This is a genomic window from Peribacillus sp. JNUCC 23, from assembly GCF_053653995.1.
Window position 1 is genome coordinate 914,317 of sequence record NZ_CM132202.1, and the last position, 24,305, is coordinate 938,621.

A 24,305-nucleotide genomic window follows, 5' to 3' on the forward strand; every position below is an offset into this window, starting at 1 on the left:
GGGACACCCCTTTTTTTTTGTATCAAAATTCAGGTCCCAGCGCGAAAAACTCATGTTCTAATTTGTATTCTTAATCTACGATACTGTGCCGATTTACTTCAAAGGTCTTTTCCTAAAAATGATTCATAGTATTTATAGAAAAACCCTTTACACAATGAAAGCCATGACTCATCGGCAGAAAGGGGATTCTTTTTGGAAAAGACGAAACTGACAGGTCGAATTGTCACACCGAATGATTCTGATTATGAGCAAGCGAGAATAAATCTGAACTTGAGCATCCCAAAGTTTCCAAGGGTGATCGTTTTTTGTCAAAATGTTCAAGATGTAGTGAATGCATTAAAATGGGTGAGGGAGAATCGTATCCCTTTCCGTTTGAGAAGTGGACGCCATAGCTTTGAAAATTTTTCTTTAGTGAACAGAGGCCTGATTATTGATGTAAGTGAAATGAATCAAATAACAGTTAATCGCCAAAGTTTAACCGCGAAGATTGAAGCGGGTGCTGGATTAGGGAAAGCATATCAAGAATTATGGGAATACGGAGTCACCATTCCTGCTGGAACATCTGTCAATACGGGGATTGTCGGTCTCACGCTTGGTGGTGGAATTGGTTTACTAACAAGATTATTTGGCCTGACTTGTGATCAACTACTTGAAATTGAAATGGTTAAAGCTTCTTCCAAAAGAGGCGCGGAAGTTATTAAAGCGAATAAGTATGAAAATAGTGATTTGTTTTGGGCTTCTCGTGGTGGTGGTGGCGGGAACTTTGGTATTGTCACATCCTTAACATTTAGGGTACATCCAATCTCGGACGTAGCGATTTTCTCGATTACATGGGGATGGGAGGATTTTGAGGAGGTATTTAACGTATGGCAGAATTGGGCACCTTTCACGGATAAACGCCTTACTTCTACAATTGAATTAAGAGCGAAGGAAGTAAATAGAATCGAAGTACTTGGGGAGTTTGTTGGTCCTGTTGCCAAATTAAAACAGCTTATTCAGCCATTATTAAAAGCCGGCAGTCCCATTGCTCAAAGAGTAAAAGCGGTACGGTATATTGATACGGTCAAATTTTTTGATTCTCCAAGTGGAGACCGTCCATCCAATTTTAAGCGATCCGGTTCGTTTATAGAAGAACCACTTCCTAGAGAAGCCATTCTAAAGATGAAACAATTTTTGGCCAGAGCACCTAACGAAAATGCGGCCATATGGCATCAATCACTGGGAGGTGCAGTTAACCGACTTGCCCCTAAAGATACAGCTTACTATTACCGAGAAGCTATTATCGCTCAGGAGTATATTTCTTCTTGGAATTCCACTAGTGAGGAACGGCAAAACGTCCATTGGATTGAAAGTCTAAGAAAGGCGCTATCAAAGAATACAATGGGCGACTATGTGAACTGGCCGGATATTTATATTAAAGACTGGCCAACCACCTACTATGGCGAAAATGTCAACCGACTTAGAAAAGTTAAAACCGAATATGATCCGTATAACGTATTTACCTTTCCTCAAAGCATCCCTCCCTACAATAAACGAATATTTTAATAACGAAAGGAAATGACTCTAAAGGTAGTACGTAACGAGTCATTTTCTTTTATCGTATTCCGACGTAATCTTCTAAACAACGGGGGACTGCGTCCTGTTTTTAACAATCTTAAGATATTTGAGGAACATCGTATTATCAATGCCGCCAAACAACGTATTTCTAACGTTCAATATGCTACATTTGGAGATCATTACAAGTAATACCGCACGAAAAAAACGGTGGCTTTCACATGAATGTGCACTGTTTTTTAGTTAATAAATAGCAAGACTAGATTTGCTTAATCACCTTGCAAGGTACACCGGCAGCTACAACATTCGGGGGAATATCTTTTGTAACAACGCTACCTGACCCGATGATACTATTTTCACCAATCGTAACACCAGGGTTCACAACAACGTTTGCTCCTAACCATACCTTATTTCCAATCGTAACAGGTAAAGCATATACATCACCCTTTGCTCTGGCTTCAGGATCTGTCACGTGATTTGCGGTGTAAATTCCTACTCTTGGTCCAAATAATACATCATTCCCAATCGTAACTTTTGCACAATCTAGTATGATTGCATCGTAATTGGCAAAGAAATTATCCCCTACATGGATATTAAATCCGTATTCAACTCGAAAGTTAGGCTCAATCATTGTATTCTTGCCTCGTGCTTGAAATAACTTGTCCAATAATAGATTTCTCTGTTCCATTTCACTATCAGTTGTCAAATTATATAATCGTGTTATTTTTTTCGCATCTTCTCGTCCTTTTATCAACTCAGGTTCAAAATCACAATACACTTCTCCTAAGCACATCTTTTCTATCAAATCCATCATTTTTACCTCGTTTCTATTTAACCAGCTGTAATACCCCATGTTTTAAAACCTCGATCCAACTAATTAATCTTCTCAAGAACAGAGGTAATCGTCGTTTTTTCTTTCCCCTCTTGCATAGTGAACTCCCGCTTAACTTCACCGAGTCCTGCCACAAAATATTTACGTGTAACAGAATGGTCCTCGTTGTTTATTTCAATGACAATTACGTTTTCAAATTGTTTGTATGGTGTAGAAAGTATAAGCGAGTCCTCAATCACTTTCCAACCATCAAACTCAGATCCAGTTTTTAATGGTAGCTGCAAGTACGTATACAACGGGTTTAGTTGATCAAGTTCATTTTCGGTAGGCAAATAATCATCATAAGCCTCGCTTATTTCTTTCACGACGACAACTTTATTCTCTTCTATGCGAAACGTTCTTAACATTACCGTTCCACCATTATCTTCGTATACATTTACATAATGGTCATTCAACCATTGAGTTCGCGAATTGTATTGCGCATATTCGTTGCCTATCCCCAAGTATTCAGCAATCGCTCCATCCTTCATAAAAAAGTCAGATAAAATACTTTGTTCCGTTTGATTTGTACCGTTATTTTCCGTTTCATGCACAATTTCTTTCTTATGCTCATCTCTTTGATTAGGCACCGACTCATTTCGTCCACAAGCAGCCATAATCAAGAGAGAGAGGATCATGAATACACATTGAAATCTTCTCACAAATAAACACTCCTTTACTAATTATTATGATATGGGAGGGTATTCAAGAACATTTCAACGAACAGAAACATGTACTCTTATTCTACATACAAATAGAATGCCCTTCCACCTATTGTAAATGTTTTGTTAATCTATGATTTAATTGGAGGATTTTCCTATAAGTTAAAGAATTCATAAATACAAGCTTCTAAAGGAGAAACAAATAGGAGGATGTACTTTGATATCAAAAGTAGTAGTTCGTACCCCTTTTATAATGAATATGTGGGAGCATCACCCTAAAACCTGGAAATTTTTAATTGATTTGGGGATTTTCTTTAAATATAAAACATTAAACATTGATAAAATTCCAAACAAAATCGTATTACCTTCGTCCAATGTTCTATATATTAATTCAGAGGAAAACCGTGGTAGAGCGTTATTAATTAGCGACGGAATCACACAAAAGCGACTCTCCTATTTTTGGCGTACATCTGTAAAAGAGTTCTCGCCAGATCTGATCATAGACGTAGGGGTAAACTATGGTGAATGTCTTTTTTCTACAACCTATCCCGTTCGAACAACCATATATGGAATCGAGGCAAATCACCATCTGATTCAATACATTATTAAGTCAAGAGAGGTTCATCCGAATAAAACCCAAATCACGATTATCAATGCCTTTGCATCAGACAAAGATGACGAACAGAAAGAATTCTTTATTGATAAACATTGGTCGGGGACATCTTCTGCTTCCTATATACCTGCTCACAATATGATTGAAAGGGTACCAGTTCGAACCATCGCGATTGATTCAATCTTAAAAAAAGACATAACAAATGGAACCGTGCTATTTAAAGTAGATGTAGAAGGGTATGAAGCATTCGTCTTAAAAGGAATGATCGAGTTATTCAAGAGATGTGAATCTGCGATTGGTTTTATTGAATTTAATAGTGAGTATATAGAAAAATCTGGAATAAAAGTAGAGGCGTTTTTTTCTTTTTTGCAAAAGTACTTTACGGTTTATATGTATGTAGAAGATGAGATCTTAGTTAAAGCTGACGGTGTTCATTATGAAGATTTAAAAACTATTTTTGGAAAGGATTATATTCATACAGATTTACTAGTTGTAACAGATGAAGAGAATATAGAAGTATTTGATTTTGACATACAAGCTAAGGCCTAAACAAATAGTACGAAGAAGCCTATTCAACCAGAATGGACTTCTTCCTATCAATATTTGATTTGACTTGATTTAATTCAAAACTAAGGATTGCTTATTTAAGCATTTGTGGCTAATTTCATCCCGGTTTAACAGGTTGTAATACCCCACCTTAAAGCTTGAGGTGGGGGGAGAAAACCCTTGCTAATAGTTATGTATCTTTTTTATCGAATAACATCTAAGTAGATTTAAGGTTTGAACAGCTTGTTTCCTATCCCATTTTTGTAAAGTGATTATCTTGAGTCATACGATCAATCACGGAATAGACGGGTAGGATAATAGAGAAACAGGTTCCCTCCTCATGCTCACTAGTCACATGAATGTTTCCATTCATCTCTTTAATAATACTAAACGAAACCATCATTCCGAGTCCAGTTCCTTTTTCCTTTGTTGTAAAAAAAGGCTCCCCAAGACGATCGATTTGTTCTTGTGTCATTCCTATTCCTTCATCCTGAATATTAATATGGATCATGCTATTTTCATAGTTTAAGTGGATTTTAATTTCTCCATGATTTGACATGGATTCAATTCCATTTTTCATGATATTAATTAAACATTGTTGGAACTTTTTTCTATCCCCTTTAGCTACATAATAATGATCTACTACAGATAACTTCACCTGTATACCATTCATATTGGCTAAGGGGATAATGACATTGACGGCATGCTGAACTTCCTCATTAATATTAATATTTTCTTCTATGTCGAATGCTGGTTTGGCAAAAGTTAAATAATCGTTAATCACTTCTGTAGCACGATCCAATTCTTGTAACGCAATATTTGCATACTCTTTTCTCGCTTGTGTGGCTTCACCTTCATATAACATTTGGATAAATCCTCGGCTGACAGTGAGTGGATTTCTGACTTCATGAGAGATGCTTGCAGCAAGATGGCTCACAATTTGTAATTTTTCTGCCTTCACTAACTTTTGTAGTACCTGAAAATTTGTTTGAATCACTTCCCAAAGAAGAGTTGAAATGAACATGCCAATGATATGAATGGTGACATACTTCACCCAAAATATGCTATCTAAACTAACTCCAAATATATGTATTGAAACAAATAATGAACTAAATAAGGCAAAAATAATTAATGCGATACTTAACGCTACTTTTTGTTTGATGTTCATTTGTAAATAGTATTTGGATAAGAAGAATACGAGTAAACCGATAAAGATGAATGTGATCGCTGTCACATAAAAACCCACATCATGCCCTTGATAATAGCGGATGATTAGAACCAATAACAATTGAAGTATACCTAAACGAAATCCTCCGATTAAACCTCCTAAAATAAAAGGAATCCAGCGAAGGTCCCAGACGAAACTCTTTTCAAGAGCAACAGGAAGTAGCATGCATAGGATAAGTGAGACAACTGGAAAAATGCCAATAACCCATTTTTTTATTTCCTCTAATCGATACGCATATTTAATCAAATAAACCATTTGTACTAAAAATAGAGTAAGAAGAATAAATAAAAAATTGATAAGTAAGTCCTTTGTCAAAAGATCCATAGCTGCACCGAACTTTCAATAATAGTATGAATAGTATAAATATTATATGTGAATCATACCAAAATAAGTAAATTATTACTAGTGGTAATTAGAAAAGAAAGAGTTTTCAGGAAGTTAGACATGAAAATGGTTCGGCTACAAGTTAAGAAATTTGAAGAACGGCAAGACGGGGGAAGTAGCTTCGTGAGATATTTTTTCACAAAAAAATCCTGACAAATTCATGTCAGGCTCTTACTCTTCTTATTCGATGATAAACAATATTTGCAAAATGATACGATGACGAAATCATTGATGAATCATTGGAAATAAATCGAGCTTTCCAATCCGATCAACGGCTTCCACTAACAGCTTTTCATCCACCAATAAACCGACCCGGATATACCCTTCTCCATATTCACCAAACCCTTTTCCAGCAGCAACTGCTACATCTGCTTTCTCAAGCAAATAATCGGCGAATGTTTCACTAGTAAACCCATTAGGAACCGGCAACCAAGCGAAAAACGATCCAGTTGGTGCTTCGACTTTCCAACCAATATTTTGACACGCCGTAATAAAGGCATTTCGGCGTTGTTCATAACGGTTGACAAGTTCTTCAACACATTGCTGATCATCTGTTAGCGCAGCAATTGCGGCCTTTTGCACAGCCGGAAATAGACTAACATATAAATGGTCTTGAATGAGGTTTAAGGCTTCAATTATTTTGGGATTCCCGACTGCAAAGCCAACGCGCCAGCCAGCCATATTGTAGGTTTTCGATAAGGTATACATTTCCACACCAACGTCTTTTGCCCCGTCAACTTCAAGAAAACTTACTGGTTTTTTTCCTTCAAAACCGATGGCACCATAGGCGAAATCATGCAAAATCGTGATGGAATGTTTTTTCGCAAAAGCAACTGTTTCTTCAAAGAAAGTCCGATCTACTGTAGCACCAGTCGGATTGTTCGGATAGTTAAGATACATTAATTTTGCTGCTTTCCTTTGATTTAGCGGTATGGCGTTGAAATCAGGTAAAAACTGATTTTCAGCTTTAAGCGGAAAGGTCTGATACTCGACATTCGCCAACACTGCACCTGATAAATAATCTGGGTAACCTGGATCAGGCAATAACATGAGTTCACCTTCATTTAACAAGCACATTGGCAACTCAACTAAACCGGTTTTCGTCCCGAATAAAATAGCTACTTCAGTCTCTGGGTTGATATCAACTCCGTATTGCTTTTTATAAAATTCAGCTGCAGCAAGCTTTAACTCATTAAGACCTCGAAATGGAGAATATTTGTGTGTTTGAGGATCCTCTGCCGCGGTTTGTAGCGCTTTGATGATATGAGGTGGTGTCGGCTGATCAGGGTTACCTTGACCTAAGTTAATAACATCCCGTCCTTCTGCAACTGCTTTGCCTACCTTTTCAACTAGGTTTGCGAAAAATTGTACTGGTAATTTTTTTAAGCGCTCTGAATATTCCATGTGAACCACCTTTTATGTAAGAGTTGCTATTTAATCTAAAATTTTATAATATTTAGATAAAAAAGTCTAGAGGTGTCGAAAAATGAAGATTGCTTGTGTGCAAATGGATATCGCCTTTGGTGAGCCAGAAAAAAATTTAACAGCGATTGAAAAATATATCGAAGAAGCGTCAAATGCACAAGTGGATGTCATTGTTTTTCCGGAAATGTGGAATACAGGCTACGCTCTCGATAAGCTTGACGGTCTGGCTGATCGCGAGGGAAGTATAACAAGAAAGCTACTGTCTCAGCTTGCCAAAAAACATCAAGTGAACATTGTCGGTGGTTCAGTAGCAACGAAAAGAGCGGACAAATACTTTAATACGATGTATATCGTGGATAGAACTGGAAAAATTGTCGCTGCCTACGATAAAGCTCATTTATTCAAGTTAATGGATGAGCATGTATATTTGAACGAAGGACAAAGTATGAATGTATTTGAATTGGATGGTATAACATGTGGCGGGGTCATCTGTTATGATTTGCGTTTTCCAGAATGGATTCGGACTCATACTTTAAATGGAGCCAAAATTATGTTTATACCGGCGGAGTGGCCAAAGCAACGGATTGACCATTGGCAATTATTATTGCAAGCAAGGGCGATTGAAAACCAATGTTTTATCGTGGCTGTCAACCGCGTCGGTAAGGACCCAAATAATGAATTTAATGGTCATTCGATGGTCATTGCACCTTGGGGTGAGCTACTTATTAGCAATCAAACAGCGGAAGGGATCTTGTACGCGGAACTGGATTTAGAGGAAGTCGATCGGGTACGGAAGACGATTCCAGTTTTTCAAGACAGGCGGACGGATTTATACGAATCATAAGGATTTGGCAAACCTGGATGGATGAAGTAATTAGAAGCTATTGACTAGTGTGACGTTATGTGTAAATAATAAATGAACAAGATAAGAAGCTAGGTGTGGTTCGAAATCTGAATCATCCCTAGCTTATGTTATGTTATAGCGCCCAAAATTGTATGAGATAGTAAAGCTAAACTAAGCAGCCGAATATTTTATCCAAATAGCTTATTATAATTTGTCATGCATTCATAAGTATATTAAAACCAAAATTGCTAACGATAACTACCTGTAAGACACTCATCCTAGCTGTTTGGATCTAGTCGTTGTCTGGGAAATCTCACTATATGTAGATAGTGTTTCCTGTTCAATTTTTTCTTGCTGTCGGATGTATAAGAATAAAATGGAAGTAAAGATAATGTTCAGAAAAACAGACTGGTTTAAGCCATGGCACATATGGAACAGACCTTCGATCTTATATACAAGTGTATATAGTTATGAAAGATGTCACCATATTCAAAAAAAATCATAGTAAAAGGGGTATATAATATGGCAGAAGAAAAAGCCGATCAGAAGAATCCAACAGATATCAAAAAAAAAGTGAATGTTGGCGATATGATCGATATAAAGAATGGAATTGAAAAAGGGAAAAAGGGGAAGGTAGTTGTCGTGCGGGAAAACTCTGTTATTGTGGAAATTGGCAGAAATACAAAAAAGGACGAACCCATAAATACTGTTGTGAATCATAAAAATTATAAACTAATTAAGTAAGTGTATAGTAAAAAGGTTCAGTCCCGACTACAATCAAGTAGTGAGGGACTGAACCTTTTTGGGACCCCCACATTTAATTCTCTTGCAAACAAAAACCCTGCGCGTTTGCAACTATCATGAAAATCAAACGTAATAATCAGGAAAAAGACCATACGAAATATAAACGCAAGCTATTTAGAGTGGTGCCTTGTTAGTGGCTAAGAAACTTCTGATATATTTTTAGGTATACCCTAAGTTATCTAACCTTTGGACATAATTTTGTATAATGGATGCTTGATTTTGATTATTAAAATATTCTTCGTCTTCTTCTCTCTATTTCAATACGTCGTCTTCTTTCTATTTCGATTTCAAAAGGTAAAAAGCGTCTTCTTCTAAAGGTATCCCGAAAAAACAAGTTTCTTCGACCAAAACTAAAAAATGGCATTTAATTAATCCTCCTGTCAATTTGGTTCGCTGGTTATTTTACTATATGCACTTAGAATAATAATGAATGGACAAGTGCTGATAAAAAGTAAAATAGTCAGGAAATGTACACTATTAGAGGTTGCTCAAAAAGTCCGGTAAAAAAGCTTGCGAATTGCATCAAAGCTCTGTCTCTGTGGTTCTCGAGACGATCAGTCCTCAAACTTCTCGGCTCTTTTTATCCTTTTTGAACACGCACTTTTATGTACTTTTGGCAAAAATAGATGCAATTTCTTAATTTGCTTCATAGAAACATGGTTTTTGAATACGAATCATTTGAAAATTGCTATATTATTCAATCCAAATGCTTGATTTCGCTTTTCGTCAAACATCTTGAAATTCTGTACGGTGGATATACCTAGGAATTCAAGAAGTATGCATATTTCGAAAGGCAAAGTCTTTGGAAACATTCACTGAAATGGCTGAACAATTTAGACCAATGATTTACAGTATTATTCAGTCTTTGTCCATTTATAAGAATCAGGAAGAATTCTATCAAGTAGGGTTAATTGCGTTGTGGGAGGCACAAACGAAATTCGATCCTGACCGCGGTGCCTTATTTTCTACGTATGCCTATAAAGTAATCAAAGGAAAACTATTAAATGAACTTCGGAAAAATGTACGGATCGATGATACTTATACCGTAACGGATATAAGTGTGATGGCTGAAGACCCTGCTTTATCATTCAGTGATCTTCATCTGGAGTCTGAGTACTTATCCTGCTATTGTGAAAATCTTACGAAATTGCAAAGGCGTTGGGTAATCGGAACATTTCAAGATCAATTGAGTATCAGTGAAATGGCTGAGCTGTATGGAGCTTCCAACAGTGCTGTAAAATCATGGAGAAAGTCGGCCATTATGAAATTGCAAAAAGATTTGGTCGAACACAATATTTAATGCAAACTCAATTTGAAGATGTGAAAGAATTTTAGTGATGAATGAATAAGCTCTGAAGTTGTATGGCTTGCAACTTCATTTTAGCAAAGTGATTTTGTAGGTAGCTTTATTTTCAAAAAGCGTGATCTAAAACCATTGCCATCAGACGATTTACGATTTCGTCCCAATGGATTCACTCTACTTTAGTAGGTGGTCGTTCAATGTTTTTCATATAAAACCTCGTTTGATTTTAGGACATTGATCCTAATGTATTTATTATCTCTGAATCTGCACATATTGAACCTGTATTGTGAATAGACATAAACTTGTGGCTATCAGAAGTAAAAAAACTCCATTAAAGACTATTGAAGTACATGTCTTTTATTATTTGCCTCCTGATTGGCTTGAAATCGACAAATAAGTCACAATATAACGTAGGGGAGATTTAACATGGCAGAAAAGACCTTCACAATTACTAATGAAACAGGGATTCACGCGCGTACAGCAACAATCCTAGTACGAACTGCAAGTCAATATATGGCCGACATCAACCTGGAGTATAAAGGTAAATCAATTAACTTAAAATCAATTTTAGGTGTGATGTCCCTAGGTATTCCAAATGATGCAGTAATCAAAATAACGGCTGTAGGTTCTGATGCAAATGAAGCCATGGCTGCTTTATCAGATACGATGAATCAGACAGGTTTCTCAGAATAATTCAGATGGTGGCCTACCTTTGATCCCTTTAATAAACACTTGAATTTGGACAGATGAAGAAATCTTCGTCTGTTTTTTTTGTTGAGTCTAGAAAACAATACTAAATTATTTACGTGAATCATTTTATTGATCTACTCGTTTCAATCATCATCTCAGGTTTATATATTCTTAGGGGTATAAGGTTGGTTTTACCCTTTTAACAGTATTAGGAGCAGGAGTTGCATCGATCTTATTAACTTTATTTAGATCAATAACCTTCTATTTGTAACTACTCAGATCCCTATCCAAAACAATACAAATAGAGGTAATTTATCAAGAATTACCTCGGAAACTATGTTTCAAACAATTCTAATTCACCTGTTTTTATCACCTGTTTAATGGATTCAAATAGATTCCTTTTTTGCTTTTTTCGTGTACTTAAAAAGCTTCGTGCCAATGCGAAATTCTGTGCGCCCATTTTATTTCGGAATATACCTGAGACTTTTTGTTTCACTTTGGCTTCATTCTTCTAGTGAAGATTGATTAGTCACATTAGTTCCAATTTTGACTATTCTATTGGACATATAATCTTTAGTTTATTGAAATAATATAAATCATAGCTTTTATAACTTTATGAAAGTGCTTGCACATAATGAAAGGTTATGATAATTTAAACTTGTATAAAAAATAGACATGTCTAAAAAACTTGATTTTCAACTAAAGGAGAAAAGAAAACGATGGTTACTACTAAAGAAACGCCTCATATCAAACCTAACGGGGTAGAAATAGCTGAAACGGTACTGTTACCCGGAGATCCTTTAAGAGCAAAGTTTATAGCAGAAAACTTTTTAGATAATTACGAGTGCTTCAACGAAGTAAGAGGAATGTTAGGGTATACAGGCACTTACAAAGGCAAGAAAATCTCTGTTATGGGTACTGGAATGGGTGCACCGAGCATGGGGATTTATTCTTGGGAATTAATCAATGTCTTTGGCGTTAAAAATTTAATTAGAATTGGTACTTGTGGTGCGATGCAAGAAAACATTGATTTATATGATGTTATTTTAGGGATGGGTTCTGCAACGGATTCAAATTTTGGAGATCAATTTAATTTACCTGGACAATTCCCATTAACGGCTTCTTTCGAACTTTTGGAAAAAGCAAAGAAAGTAGCAGATGAAAAAGGGCAGAAAGTTCATATTGGAAACATCTTATCAAGCGACGTATTTTATCATGCTGATCCAACATATATCAAAAAATGGCAGGATATGGGCGTTTTGAGTGTTGAAATGGAATCTGTATCATTATATTGGAATGCCATTCAAGCAGGTGTAAATGCATTATGTATTTTAACGGTAAGTGATCATTTAATTACAGGAGAACAGACTTCAACTGAAGAACGTCAAACTGCATTTACTAAAATGATGGAAATCGCATTAGAATTAGCGTAAATTTGCTCCATCTATGATTTAGACACGCTTCCTTCACTTAATACGACGTGAAGGAAGCGTGTAATGACTGATGTGTTAGTTCCAATTATTCATCTAGTTCATGAAAGGTGAATGGAAACCCATCAACATTGAACGGATTCCCTACTAGGATCATTTCTCGAAGGAAAGAGATAGATATTCTTTTTATTGCTTTCAACATATATTGTAAGCGCTGTTACTCAACTTTGTTCAAAATAGGATGGAAACATTAGTTATAGTGGGGGGATATTTATGAATGGTTCAATAGAAAAAACGCCAGTTGTAAACTTAAGTAAAGTAGTTCCCGTCATATTACTGTTAATGATTTTATAACTCTTTTAAAATTATTTCTCCAGATTTAGTAGAGTATTTTGGCGTATCAGCAACTACAGTAAGTTGGCAAGTAACACTTGCAGGATTGGTAATTGGGATAGGTGCAGTGGTTTATTCTTCTTTATCTGATTCGATTAGCATACGAAATCTACTAGTACTAGGCATCGTTTTAATATGTGTAGGATCTTTACTTGGTTATATCACACATACTAATTACTGGTTAATCGTTGTTTCAAGAATCATCCAATCAGCAGGTTTCTCATATTCAGCCTTTTTGATTGATAAGAAAGATTTACAATTCGGCTTTTTGAGTTTTGTGACAGATGACCCAATAGCATTGAATTATAGTAGTATCATAATTATTATTGTAGCAATTGCTCTATTAGCGATCATTTTATTTTGGCTTTTAGTTGGTCGTAAATTAGACATTAATACTAATACAAGTAAAAGAGCAGCGTAAAAAATATTTCATTAACAATTAAAGGGCTCTAGTGAATTACCTGAAAATGATATATTTTCTGATATTGGTTGATCTGAATAAGCCAATATCAGTAACTAATTCTTACAATTACTAAAATAATAAGTTACTATACATGAAAGAGGATGTCCCAAAAGGGTCTGACCTCGCACTCTATACACAGTATATTATAACCTGTATATAGTCGTTGCAAGGTCTGACCCTTTTTGTTAAATTTTTTAGAAAAGGATACGGATTGACTAAATGAATAAAAATAAACTAGATAAATTGAAAAGACCACTTTATATCAATGTATATGACGAGCTCCTGCTTCAAATTACGAAAGGAGAATACCCTGTAGGTAGTAGGCTTCCTTCAGAACCAGATTTAGCAAGCAGACTAGGAATTAGTCGCGCAACTTTACGACAAGCTTTAGCACTTTTGCAAGATGATGGATTAGTAAGAAATATACGCGGGAAAGGAAATTTTGTGATCGATTCGTTTTATAAAAAAGAGGGTGTTCAATTAGAAAAATTAAGTAATCCTATGCATAAGTGCCATATAAGTACATTTGACCGAATAGATACAAATTATCGACTGGACAAGGAAACGGAATATACGAAACAAGTATTAAAAAGAGATTCGTCTACAGTTGTAGCTTTAGAACGTTTGTATAGAAAGGGAGACGATTTAGTAGCCTATGCTTTTACTTTTATGTCCATGCAAACAATAGAAAGTTTATCCTTGGACTTAAATAATAAGGAACAACTACTAGATTTTCTAGAAAACCAAGCGTATGTGAATGCCAACCATGGAGAAATTGAAATCAAATATACACGTACTGTTAATCTAGTCAACAAGAAAGAAAAGTTAATCGGCCAAAATGAATGTTTTTTACTATTGGAAAGCCTTTATAGCAATTCAGAATATCCATTAATGTATAATAAATTTTATATCCCGCAACAGTTCTCGAATATAAAATTAAATATTTACAAATAGCTACTGGATGGACATTTCTCTGTTAGAACAATTCTACCGCTTTTTGACTTGCTCCAATCCAGCTGACTTTTTACCGGAATTATGTGGGAATCACCAACAATGGTGAAGAGACGTGATTTTTTCATGGTTGAAATGGATTGTAACTTTAAAGAATATTGTAATGTAATAGAGATCGTAAAGTCTGTGTGCAATAATAATGGTAAGAACTGATGGCAAACCAAAGTGGAATCTAGCTGACTAGTAATTCTTACTATATTGAAAGGGAGGAAACAGTCATGAAGCCGAAAGTAATTGTCTATAAGAAAGTGGATCAAAGTGTATTGGATTTTATTCAAAAGACTTGTGATGTTGTTTATTTTGAGAAGTTTGATGCCCAAAACTATCCTGAATTTCTACATGAGTTAAAGGACGCACAGGGGATATTAGGTTCGGGGTTAAAGGTGGATAAGGTTTTACTAGATCAGGCTCCACAATTACAAATTGTGTGCAATACCTCGGTCGGTTACGACAATTTGGACGTGCCAGAGCTATCAGAACGAGGGATTATGGCTACAAATACTCCAGAAGTATTGAACGAGACAGTTGCAGATACGATTATGGGATTAGTTTTAGCAACGGCTAGAAGGATGCCGGAACTGGATCAAAGGGTTAAGACAGGGCAGTGGGGAACGAAACTTGAGGAAAGTTGGTTTGGGGTAGATGTCCATCATAAAGTATTAGGAATTATCGGAATGGGCGGAATCGGCTCTGCGGTTGCTAAAAGGGCTCATTTCGGATTTGATATGAATATTTTATATCACAATCGCTCCAGAAATGATGAAGCCGAACAAAAGTATGGGGCTACATATTGTTCGCTGGAAGATCTGCTCAAGCAGTCTGATTTTGTATGTGTTATGACACCACTAACTCCTCAAACTGAAAAGTTGATTGGAAAAAGAGAGTTCGAGTACATGAAGAAGACGGCGATATTTATCAATTGTTCAAGAGGAAGAGTTGTAGACGAAGTTGCTTTAACCCATGCGCTCAATACTGGAGAAATTCAAGCAGCTGGGCTAGATGTCTTTGAAAAAGAGCCGGTCGATTTTGATAATCCCTTGCTTTCGATGACCAATGTTGTCACTTTGCCACATATCGGTTCCGCCACTTATGAAACGCGCTTGAAAATGGCGATGTTAGCAGCAACAAACCTAGTTGTCGGATTACAGGGAGAAATTCCACCTACATGGATCAATCGTGAGATACAGGTAAGGTAGCTGAACAGCTATCGGGGAATTTAGAGGAAATAAAATAGTAGGATGTGTCGGATAGTCCTTTTTTAGGCTATCCACTTTTTATTAGATGGCAGACGTCATCCAGAAATAAGTAAATGATGAGTCTTTAGAAATAATGGATGAAACAAGACATGTTAACAACAGCAAATATCGGCTTTGAAGAGAAATTATGAAAAGTAGCGGATAAATGGTACAGCTGTACTGAAAGTATTCGATTGATAATGGCTGGACTGATTTTTGGACTCCGAAGAAAGTTAGTTTATAAATATTATGATACCAATATAGCTGTGCAACTGATAATACATGCAAAAGGCACTCGAATTTCCGAGTGTCTTATTTAAATGTATTGAGTGCTGATCACATTGGATTTTTCCATCTCATTCAAAAACCATTTACAATGGGAATTTTCAAACTGTGAAAAAGTATCCGGTTCAGTCTATTATATCTGTTAGCCTAATAAAGTCTACTTCAGATGTTTTACTTTCCAATTCCACTAATATACTTAATTCGTAAATACTTTGTGGAGTGACTGATACCGCTTTATTACCTAAAATATGATTGAATCTTTTGTTTCATTACCTCTTTATTTTCGGCAAATTGCTTATGACGATGGCCGTTGCCTCCGGACGGATGAGGAAATCCGTAAAGGATAGAGTTAGGATCTATGTAGTGGTTGTCCGCAAGAAAGTTTAGTACCTTTGTTACGTTTACTCCTAAAGGAATGATTAGTGGGTTATGTAACTTTTTTAATTCAGTTGCAAAGCATTCGATTATATATTTCATTAGTAGGTCGGTTTTTAAAATATTGGGTGTTGAGCCACTGAAATTTTTCCCCTTATAGAAAACGGGATAGGGGATGACTGAAGAAGTCTGTACGATATGACTGGCCGTATTAAAAAACTCACTCGTAGATGATAAACCCAAGTAGCTATGTAATTGTAATTCATCTAACATGGCAATTAGGTTTTTTCTCATCGACCCTTCAAAGCTAGAACGTTTCTTTACTTCTTGTAAAATCTCCTCATCGTCTACCATTTGATTCTTCATATCCAACACCGTCGAAAAGGACATTTTCATTTGATGCAGACCAGGTGTAATCCCAACAATCATTACTTTTGCTTGTTCGTTCACGTATTCAAACGGTGCATAGTAAATTTCAATTTTCTTGTTTTCATCTTTATCAAGTAAAAACTGTTTGTTAATGAGCGCCTCGGCCTTAAGGGGAGAGGGCAATGAAAATAATAGATGCTTATATGTATCGAATTTTGAATATGTTGCTATACCCATAAAATAATATCCTCCACAATAGAAATTGTTTCATCCTTATAATGGTAATGTTTCTCTTTACTTTTTTCAAGAAATATGCCGACATATATATACCTGTTAATGTGGACTTGTGTTTCTATATGAGCTAATAGTGTTTGGCACTGTCCGAAAGGTAAAATCGATACCTTTTCGTAATGCAGAAAAGAAAGATATCTGTTATCTGGTAGACATGTAAAACATCTGACGCGCTCAGGGGGACGTTATAGAATAGATTATATCGTCAAAAAGGCATCTGATAATTATCCACGGCCAAATAAAACTAACTAAAGCATATACAAACGCCCACCTGACAGGTGGGCGTTATTTAGCACTTACAATTTCTTGAACTTTTTTAAACTATCCTCTTGCCTTGGAGTGCACTCCAAGGTTTATACTGAACTCACTTAAAAGGAGGAAGAAAGTGTTCTTACAGCAATTAAAGCTGGTTATCGTTTGATTGATACTGCTGTACTTTACATGAACGAATAGTTGTAGGTAGTGCAATCAAGAAAAGTGGTGTACCTCATGAAGAATTATTTGTTACTCCCAAACTTTGGGCGAATGACACTGGCTATGAAGCTACAAAAGTAGCAGTGAAAAAAACGCTTGAACTCATGTAACTTGAACACCTTGATTTGTATTTAATTCACCAACCATATGGAGACATTTATGGATCATGGCGTGCACTTGAAGAACTTTATAAAGAAGGAAAAATTCATGCAATCGGCGTAAGTAACTTTCATACAGACGGTTTGGTTGATTTAATTCTTCATAATGAAATCACTCCACTTCTCACACAGAGATCCCGTGATGGTAAAAGCACTTGGTTCAATGAAAGTAGAACGTTAGTAACTGGAGGGAAATAAAATGATAGAACATAACAAAGTAGTCGTTATTACGGGTGCATCATCAGGCATTGGCGAAGCAACTGCACAATTATTAACAAAACGCGGAGACAAAGTTGTTCTCGGCGCTCGTCGTGAAGAGCGTCTTCAAAAATTGGCAGATGAAATCAAAGCTGAAGGCGGTGAAGTCATTTACGCGATCACTGACGTAACAAAACGCAGTGACGTTGAAGCTCTCGCAAAACTTGCGGTCGATACTTTTGGACGAATCGACGTTTGGTTAAACAACGCTGGTCTTATGCCCCATTCAACATTTGATAAACTTCATGTGGAGGAATGGGAACGAATGGTCGACGTAAATATTAAAGGTGTCCTTTACGGAATCGCAGCTGGTCTTCCAGTTATGCGTGAACAAAAGTCTGGTCACTTCATTAATGTATCTTCTATTGCCGGTCACCAAACTCACCCAGGTGGTGGTGTGTACAGTGGTACTAAATATGCAGTACGTGCAATTTCTGAAGCACTTCGTCAAGAAGAGGCTCAGGCAGGAAGCAATATCCGTGTGACAATTCTTTCACCAGGTGCCATAGCAACTGAATTGCCGAACACAATCACAGATACAGACCTTAAAGGCGGTATCGATTCACTGTACGATGCAGTGGCAATTCCAGCTGAACGTATTGCTGAAACAGTGGCGTTTGTAATGGACACTCCTGAAGATACTGCAATGAACGAAGTTATTATTCGTCCAACTATCCAATTACCTTAATAAAAAACATAAAAAGGTTGATTTACATGAACATAAAAGTAGTAAGTGAAAAAACTAGTGTGTCTGCTGATACGATTCGTTACTACGAACGTATCGGCTTAATACCACCAGTAAAAAGAAATAAGAATGGTGTACGTGATTTTGACGATGAAGATATCCGCTGGATTGAATTTTCTCGGCACATGCGTGAAGCAGGGTTATCCATTGAAGCACTAATCGAATACATTGGGTTGTTCAAAGATGGTGACGATACTACGATCCCAGCTCGTGTGGGAATTTTATGTGACGAACGCGACGAACTGAAAAAACGTATTGATATGATGCAAAGTGCACTTAATCGTTTGAATTATAAAATCGATAACTATGAAAGTCATGTTGTTCCAGCTGAAAAAGGACTTCGTGAATTTGATGAATGAAAGTTGCACACAAAAATTTATTTTCGATGTTTCTACATATATGCGAAACGGAGTGAGAAATAAGTGAAAATTTTGATTTTAGGTGCAGCTGGTCAAGTTTCTCGTATGTTAACTAACCGCTTGCTCAATGAAATAGATGCAGAAATCACTCTATATGCGAGACACGCGAATTCTCGTTTAAAAGCCGCAAGTCAACGAGTAGAAATTATTGATGGTGACTTCAATGATAAAGCAAAACTAGTCGAAGCAATGTCTGGCGTTGATGTTGTTTATTTAAATGATATGCGTAACGCAAAAGCAACACAATCTATTGTATCGGCAATGGATGAAGCTGGTGTAAAACGTCTGATTGGTGCAACAGTCTTAGGTATTTATGATGAAGTCGCTGGTGCATTTGGCCGCTGGAATGATGCAATGGTCGGATCTAGCGCACCATTATACAAATCTGCAGCGAAGGTAGTCGAAGACTCTGACCTAGATTACACACTACTTCGTTTAACTTGGCTTTATAACCAAGAGGGTAACGAAGATTATGAACTGACTATAAAAGGGGAACCATTTATTGGCGCACAGGTTACACGACAGGCTGTAGCGCGTTTGATCATGGATTTACTTGCTGATAATACGAAATATATTGGCAAAAGTTTAGGAGTCAGCGAACCAAATACAGATTTTGAAAAACCGTCCTTCTATTAGTATTTCTCAATAAAAGGGGAGATCTACTATGGAAGAAAAAGTAATAGCTGGAAGTGACCGGTTTGAGGAATGTGTACGAAATTAAACTATGATGTTTTATTCGGGCAAGTATGAGGTGGGAAGAAGAATTAACTCCAGAAGTTTGATTACATAACTGCGCTCATAACTTCAGGTACATTTTAACAATTACTAACACATCTCGAACTTTATCTCGGTTTAACAGGCTGTAAAACCCCCACCTCAATTTTTGTGAGAGAATCAAGAAATAAATAGGTGGGGGATAAACAGCCTGTAAATCCCCGATTGGTTCAACTAACTATCAGTGGGGGATGAAAAAAACCCCCACTGATGGAAGTTTCACTTTATGAAGATGAGCCAAAAGCTAGGTCTTCTTTTGCGAGTGCTGCTAAAGTGTACGGTTAATAATAAAGGGGAGGTTTTATTATGGAATATGTAAAGTTCGGTAATACTGGTACGGATGTTTCTCGTATTTGCTTAGGAGCAATGGGGTTCGGGGATACTGAAAAATGGACCCACAAATGGGTTTTAGATGAAGAACGTAGTCGTCCAGTCATCAAAAAAGCTCTCGATTTAGGGATTAATTTCTTTGATACTGCGAATATCTATTCAATGGGCGAAAGTGAAAAGATTCTTGGCCGGGCATTGAAGGACTATGCTAAGCGTGACGATATTGTTCTTGCAACAAAAGTTCATCAAACAATGCGTTCAGGTCGTCCTAATAGTGGCGGATTATCTCGTAAAGAAATTATGAGCGAAATCGATCAAAGTTTAAAGCGCTTGGAAACAGATTATGTAGATTTATACATTATTCACCGCTGGGATTATGACACACCAATTGAAGAAACTATGGAAGCTCTTCATGATGTCGTTAAATCAGGGAAATCTCGTTACATTGGTGCGAGTGCTATGTACGCTTGGCAATTTCAAAAAGCGCAACGTGTAGCAGAACGTAATGGCTGGACTAAATTTGTATCCATGCAAAACCACTACAATATGATTTACCGTGAAGAAGAGCGTGAAATGATTCCGTTCTGTCGTGATGAAAAAATTGCCATTACACCATATAGCCCACTCGCTTCAGGTCGTTTGACTCGTGATTGGTCTGAAACTACTTTTCGTTCTGAAACAGACATGGTTCAACATTCAAAATACGATAGTATGATGAAAGCTGATCAAGGCATTGTAGAACGTTTGGCTGAAGTAGCAAACAATCATGGTGTTACTCGTGATAAGATTGCGTTAGCATGGCTTCTTAACAAGGATCAAGTTGTTGCGCCAATCATCGGTGCCCAAAAAGAAAGTCATCTTGAAAGTGCCGTAGCTGCACTTAATATTCAGTTGACTCCTGATGAGATGAATTATTTAGAAGAGTTATACATTCCCCACCCAGTAGTAGGGGCTCTTCCAAAACCAAAATTCAATAAATAAAGGGATAATAATATGTACCAAAATATGCATTTTCTATTTTTAGTTTGAAGATCTACTGATTTTAGTCTAAAATGAACTGATGTAAATATAAATCCGTTTAATTACGGTAGAGGTTTCTAGCTACCCTCTCTAAAAAACTAAGGAAAACAGCACTGCTTTCTTAGTAGTGCTGTTTTTCTGTCGAAAAGGGGATTTTTTTAATGAAGCAAGAGAAGGCAGTAGTCGTTTTTAGTGGTGGTCAGGATAGTACGACTTGTTTATTCTGGGCGATGAAGCAGTTTAAAGAAGTCGAGGCAGTTACGTTTGATTATAATCAGCGCCATCGGTTAGAGATTGATTGTGCCAAGCAGATTGCAGATGAACTTGGCATTAAACATCATATTCTGGATATGTCGCTGCTCAATCAATTGGCGCCGAATGCTTTAACGCGTGATGACATTGCTGTAAGTGAGGGCGAAGAAGGTGAGCTTCCTTCTACGTTTGTTCCGGGGAGAAATTTGTTGTTCTTATCCTTTGCTGGGGTACTTGCCAGCCAAGTAGGAGCGAAGCACATTATTACCGGTGTTTGTGAAACAGACTTTAGCGGCTACCCGGACTGCAGAGATATTTTCATAAAGTCGTTAAATGTCACGCTGAATCTATCGATGGATCAGCCATTTGTGATTCATACACCGCTTATGTGGATGAATAAGGCCGAGGCCTGGGGCATGGCGGATGAGTTAGGTGCTTTGGAATTTGTTCGCAAAAAGACACTAACCTGTTATAACGGAATCATGGCAGATGGTTGCGGGGAATGTCCGGCATGTAAATTGCGTCAAAAAGGTCTTGATGACTACTTGAGTCAGAAGGGGCAGAAATGATGTATGGATTTCGTATTGTAGATAAATTACAAAAGATCAATGAAGATATCAAATCCACTCAATTAAAATACCATGCTAAACGTGTGCTTGTTAGTAAGGAATTTACCTTTGATGCGGCCCATCATTTACATTGCTATGAAGGAAAATGCAAAAACCTTCATGGCCATACGTATCGCGTCATTTTTGGACTTAGCGGTTTTATCGATGATCGTGGCCTGCTCATTGATTTTGGAGATATTAAAGAAATTTGGAAAAATGAGATTGAGATTTTTCTTGATCATAAATATTTAAACGAGACGCTGCCCTTAATGAATACGACGGCTGAGAATATGGTTGTTTGGATTTATGAAAAAATGGCGGACGCGTTAAAAAATAGACAAGAACAATATGATGGGGCAAGGGTTGAATTTGTCCGTCTTTATGAAACACCGACGAGCTATGCCGAGGCAAAAAGGGAGTGGATGGAAGTTGAGTAAAATTCCTGTGATGGAAATATTCGGTCCAACCATTCAAGGGGAAGGCATGGTCATCGGTCAAAAGACGATGTTTGTCAGAACGGCGGGCTGTGATTATTCTTGCTCATGGTGTGACTCATCTTTTACATGGGATGGAACGGGTAAACATCTCATTAAGCAGATGGAGCCTGACGAAATTTTGCAGCAGTTAAGAGAGCTTGGCGGAGACGGATTTTCTCATGTGACCATTTCAGGTGGAAATCCAGCTCTTTTGAAGAATCTTGCTGAATTTGTCCAATTATTAAAGCAAGAAAACATGAAGACCTGTCTGGAAACGCAAGGATCAAAATGGCAAGATTGGATGCTTTCAATCGATGAGTTGACGATCTCGCCGAAGCCACCTAGTTCAGGGATGAAAACGAACTTTGACTCACTTGATATGATCTTCAATAAGCTCATGTCAGACGATTTTTTAGGAAATGTGAGTTTAAAGGTCGTTGTATTCAATGATGCTGATTTTGACTATGCAAAGGAAATTCATAGAAGATACCCTGGCATTCCTTTTTATATGCAGGTGGGAAATGATGATACGAAGACTGCAAATGACGCTGCGTTAATTACCCATTTGCTGCAAAAATACGAAGAGTTAATCGAACAAGTGATACAAGATGAAGAGTTAAAAGAAGTTAAAGTACTCCCTCAACTCCATGCATTAGTATGGGGAAATAAACGAGGCGTGTAAGAGAAGAGGAGTATCGATGATTAGAATTTTACTGTATTTAATTGCCATTGTAACAGCCAACGTTGTGACGGCTTCTTTTGCACCGTTATCGATCGGTGTGTTTATTGTGCCAATGGGAACGCTATTTATCGGGGCAACTTTTATCCTAAGAGATTTAGTTCAAAATTCATTTGGCAGAAAGAAAACCTATTTGGCCATCGGAACAGCTTTAGCAATGTCGGCGATTGTGTCATATATATTGGGAGACACATTATTAATCGTTCTTGCGTCCGCTATTTCGTTTGTCATCTCGGAAACAACGGATACAGAAATTTACTCAAGATTGAAGCTGCCGATGGCTTGGCGAGTTTTTTATAGCGGTTTAGTCGGTGGATTCCTTGACTCTGCTATCTTTGTCATTATTGGCCTAAGCCCATTGGGTGCCAATTTCCTACCATGGGAAGCTGTACCTTTTGCGATTCTTGGTCAGGTAATTGTGAAGACGGTTATTCAGAGCCTTGGCGCAATGGTGCTCCATCGCGTAATCATTTCGCGGAACCGAGTAGAGGTAGCTTAAGTAATTGCTAAGAAACTATGATACTGCTAATATGGCATGAAAAGATAAAAAATCAGGAGTTAGAAGAAGCGGTATTTTCTAACTGGTATGTGATTTCATGATGAAATGATTTATCCTAATTAAACTTCAAAAAATAGCTCGAATTTTGGTCATATGTAAAGTGACCAAGATTTGGGCTATTTATTTTTATCCCGTATTAACGGGCAGTAAAACCCCCGCTGATTGAAGTTTCACTTTATGGTCAAGGAGTTATACAGGCACAAAGCCATAGGAATCAAACTTTTCCAGCGAGAAGTCTGCTGAATTCGAGTGTCCTATCTATGGAAATCAAGCTTGTGAGCTCCCTGTAAAAAAGAGAAGATAGAAAACAAAATTGAAAATCCATTTGTGAAATCGTTTAATAGTGTGAAAGAGATCGGCGAAGATATTTGGGATGGGATAACCAAACGGAACAAGGATAAATTTGATTCTGTCTACGATTTTGGTAATTGGTTGTCCATGGGTGGTTTAGATTCAGGAAAATCTTTTTATGACGGACTAAATGATCGGGCTAATCACGCAACAGACTCCTTTTCAGACTTCGTGAACTACCTAACAATCGGTGGAGTAGACCTTGTCAAAGGGGCACTTGCTCCCAAAGACGCTTTATCTAAAGGGTGTTGGCTACGTGGAAATAACTCTTGGATGCCTAGTGAAAAAGTTCACATAGTTTTCATAAAGAGGGAAGAGAACCCAATTGTAAATATTTATAAGGGCAGTATAATGATATTGTAATAT

General features: G+C 37.0%; 24 protein-coding genes, 1 pseudogene and 1 riboswitch. Of the genes and pseudogenes, 20 read left to right on the plus strand and 5 right to left on the minus strand.

From position 1 onward, the window contains the following. Positions 1–192: 192 nt before the first annotated feature. Complete coding sequence (locus tag JNUCC23_RS04365; protein ID WP_454214515.1) at positions 193–1,545, plus strand: FAD-binding oxidoreductase; 1,353 nt, start codon at positions 193–195, stop codon at positions 1,543–1,545. A gap of 268 nt (positions 1,546–1,813) precedes the next feature. Here JNUCC23_RS04365 and JNUCC23_RS04370 read toward each other — a convergent pair whose 3' ends face one another. Together JNUCC23_RS04370 and JNUCC23_RS04375 are read right to left on the minus strand one after the other, a co-directional pair. Further along, positions 1,814–2,365, minus strand: coding sequence for a sugar O-acetyltransferase (locus JNUCC23_RS04370; RefSeq protein ID WP_454214517.1), 552 nt, complete (start codon positions 2,363–2,365; stop codon positions 1,814–1,816). Between the two features lie 62 nt (positions 2,366–2,427). After that, the gene (locus tag JNUCC23_RS04375) at positions 2,428–3,087 is read right to left on the minus strand and encodes a hypothetical protein (RefSeq protein WP_454214519.1); all 660 of its coding nucleotides are present in this window, start codon (positions 3,085–3,087) and stop codon (positions 2,428–2,430) included. Between the two features lie 217 nt (positions 3,088–3,304). Here JNUCC23_RS04375 and JNUCC23_RS04380 point away from each other — a divergent pair, with 217 nt between their 5' ends. After that, entirely contained in the window at positions 3,305–4,249 is a 945-nt protein-coding gene (locus tag JNUCC23_RS04380; RefSeq protein WP_454214521.1) for an FkbM family methyltransferase, read from the plus strand. A gap of 247 nt (positions 4,250–4,496) precedes the next feature. On the opposite strand, the gene JNUCC23_RS04385 is transcribed toward JNUCC23_RS04380, so the two are convergent. Together JNUCC23_RS04385 and JNUCC23_RS04390 are read right to left on the minus strand one after the other, a co-directional pair. Further along, positions 4,497–5,798, minus strand: coding sequence for an ATP-binding protein (locus tag JNUCC23_RS04385; RefSeq protein WP_454214523.1), 1,302 nt, complete (start codon positions 5,796–5,798; stop codon positions 4,497–4,499). Between the two features lie 285 nt (positions 5,799–6,083). After that, positions 6,084–7,262, minus strand: coding sequence for an aminotransferase class I/II-fold pyridoxal phosphate-dependent enzyme (locus tag JNUCC23_RS04390; RefSeq protein ID WP_454214525.1), 1,179 nt, complete (start codon positions 7,260–7,262; stop codon positions 6,084–6,086). Positions 7,263–7,344: 82 nt separating this feature from the next. On the opposite strand from JNUCC23_RS04390, the gene JNUCC23_RS04395 reads away from it, so the two are divergent. From JNUCC23_RS04395 to JNUCC23_RS04430, 8 genes are all read left to right on the plus strand, one after another. Further along, positions 7,345–8,127, plus strand: coding sequence for a carbon-nitrogen family hydrolase (locus JNUCC23_RS04395; RefSeq protein ID WP_403074338.1), 783 nt, complete (start codon positions 7,345–7,347; stop codon positions 8,125–8,127). Between the two features lie 522 nt (positions 8,128–8,649). Next, positions 8,650–8,871 carry a DUF2187 family protein gene (locus JNUCC23_RS04400; protein ID WP_062183931.1) on the plus strand — a complete coding sequence of 74 codons (222 nt, stop codon included), beginning with the start codon at positions 8,650–8,652 and terminating at the stop codon, positions 8,869–8,871. Positions 8,872–9,733: 862 nt separating this feature from the next. Further along, complete coding sequence (locus JNUCC23_RS04405; protein ID WP_454214527.1) at positions 9,734–10,231, plus strand: sigma-70 family RNA polymerase sigma factor; 498 nt, start codon at positions 9,734–9,736, stop codon at positions 10,229–10,231. 429 nt (positions 10,232–10,660) lie between these two features. Further along, the gene (locus tag JNUCC23_RS04410; protein WP_403074335.1) at positions 10,661–10,927 is read left to right on the plus strand and encodes a phosphocarrier protein HPr; all 267 of its coding nucleotides are present in this window, start codon (positions 10,661–10,663) and stop codon (positions 10,925–10,927) included. Between the two features lie 716 nt (positions 10,928–11,643). Continuing rightward, positions 11,644–12,357, plus strand: coding sequence for a purine-nucleoside phosphorylase (deoD, locus tag JNUCC23_RS04415; protein WP_062183923.1), 714 nt, complete (start codon positions 11,644–11,646; stop codon positions 12,355–12,357). A 364-nt stretch (positions 12,358–12,721) separates the two neighbouring features. After that, positions 12,722–13,168, plus strand: a complete 447-nt coding sequence (locus JNUCC23_RS04420) for an MFS transporter (protein WP_454215983.1) — start codon at positions 12,722–12,724, stop codon at positions 13,166–13,168. Positions 13,169–13,429: 261 nt separating this feature from the next. Then, positions 13,430–14,164, plus strand: a complete 735-nt coding sequence (locus JNUCC23_RS04425; protein WP_062183917.1) for a GntR family transcriptional regulator — start codon at positions 13,430–13,432, stop codon at positions 14,162–14,164. A gap of 275 nt (positions 14,165–14,439) precedes the next feature. After that, complete coding sequence (locus JNUCC23_RS04430; protein WP_454214530.1) at positions 14,440–15,417, plus strand: 2-hydroxyacid dehydrogenase; 978 nt, start codon at positions 14,440–14,442, stop codon at positions 15,415–15,417. 561 nt (positions 15,418–15,978) lie between these two features. Here JNUCC23_RS04430 and JNUCC23_RS04435 read toward each other — a convergent pair. Then, positions 15,979–16,722 carry a hypothetical protein gene (locus JNUCC23_RS04435; protein WP_454214532.1) on the minus strand — a complete coding sequence of 248 codons (744 nt, stop codon included), beginning with the start codon at positions 16,720–16,722 and terminating at the stop codon, positions 15,979–15,981. Between the two features lie 432 nt (positions 16,723–17,154). Between JNUCC23_RS04435 and JNUCC23_RS04440 the strand changes: the two are divergent. The 10 genes and pseudogenes from JNUCC23_RS04440 to JNUCC23_RS04485 all read left to right on the plus strand — a co-directional run. Further along, a pseudogene (locus JNUCC23_RS04440) lies at positions 17,155–17,540 on the plus strand (aldo/keto reductase); the annotation flags it as partial. A gap of 67 nt (positions 17,541–17,607) precedes the next feature. Next, positions 17,608–18,354, plus strand: a complete 747-nt coding sequence (locus JNUCC23_RS04445) for an SDR family oxidoreductase (RefSeq protein ID WP_454214533.1) — start codon at positions 17,608–17,610, stop codon at positions 18,352–18,354. Positions 18,355–18,380: 26 nt separating this feature from the next. Continuing rightward, positions 18,381–18,770, plus strand: a complete 390-nt coding sequence (locus JNUCC23_RS04450) for a MerR family transcriptional regulator (RefSeq protein ID WP_403074323.1) — start codon at positions 18,381–18,383, stop codon at positions 18,768–18,770. A gap of 105 nt (positions 18,771–18,875) precedes the next feature. After that, entirely contained in the window at positions 18,876–19,466 is a 591-nt protein-coding gene (locus JNUCC23_RS04455) for an NAD(P)H-binding protein (protein WP_454214536.1), read from the plus strand. A gap of 444 nt (positions 19,467–19,910) precedes the next feature. Then, the gene (locus JNUCC23_RS04460) at positions 19,911–20,915 is read left to right on the plus strand and encodes an aldo/keto reductase (RefSeq protein WP_454214538.1); all 1,005 of its coding nucleotides are present in this window, start codon (positions 19,911–19,913) and stop codon (positions 20,913–20,915) included. Positions 20,916–21,018: 103 nt separating this feature from the next. After that, a riboswitch (PreQ1 riboswitch) is annotated at positions 21,019–21,062 on the plus strand. Positions 21,063–21,115: 53 nt separating this feature from the next. After that, positions 21,116–21,775: a 7-cyano-7-deazaguanine synthase QueC gene (gene queC / locus JNUCC23_RS04465; protein WP_403074317.1), complete on the plus strand. Its 660-nt coding sequence runs from the start codon at positions 21,116–21,118 to the stop codon at positions 21,773–21,775. Next, entirely contained in the window at positions 21,775–22,251 is a 477-nt protein-coding gene (gene queD / locus JNUCC23_RS04470; RefSeq protein WP_062185046.1) for a 6-carboxytetrahydropterin synthase QueD, read from the plus strand. Before queC ends, queD begins: the two co-directional genes overlap by 1 nt. Next, positions 22,244–22,972 (plus strand): 7-carboxy-7-deazaguanine synthase QueE, encoded by a 729-nt coding sequence (gene queE / locus JNUCC23_RS04475; RefSeq protein WP_454214540.1) that lies wholly within the window; start codon positions 22,244–22,246, stop codon positions 22,970–22,972. Before queD ends, queE begins: the two co-directional genes overlap by 8 nt. A 19-nt stretch (positions 22,973–22,991) precedes the next feature. After that, positions 22,992–23,528, plus strand: coding sequence for a VUT family protein (locus JNUCC23_RS04480; protein ID WP_403075173.1), 537 nt, complete (start codon positions 22,992–22,994; stop codon positions 23,526–23,528). 387 nt (positions 23,529–23,915) lie between these two features. Further along, on the plus strand, positions 23,916–24,302 hold the full coding sequence (locus JNUCC23_RS04485) for a hypothetical protein (protein WP_403074313.1): 387 nt from the start codon (positions 23,916–23,918) through the stop codon (positions 24,300–24,302). Positions 24,303–24,305 lie beyond the last annotated feature (3 nt).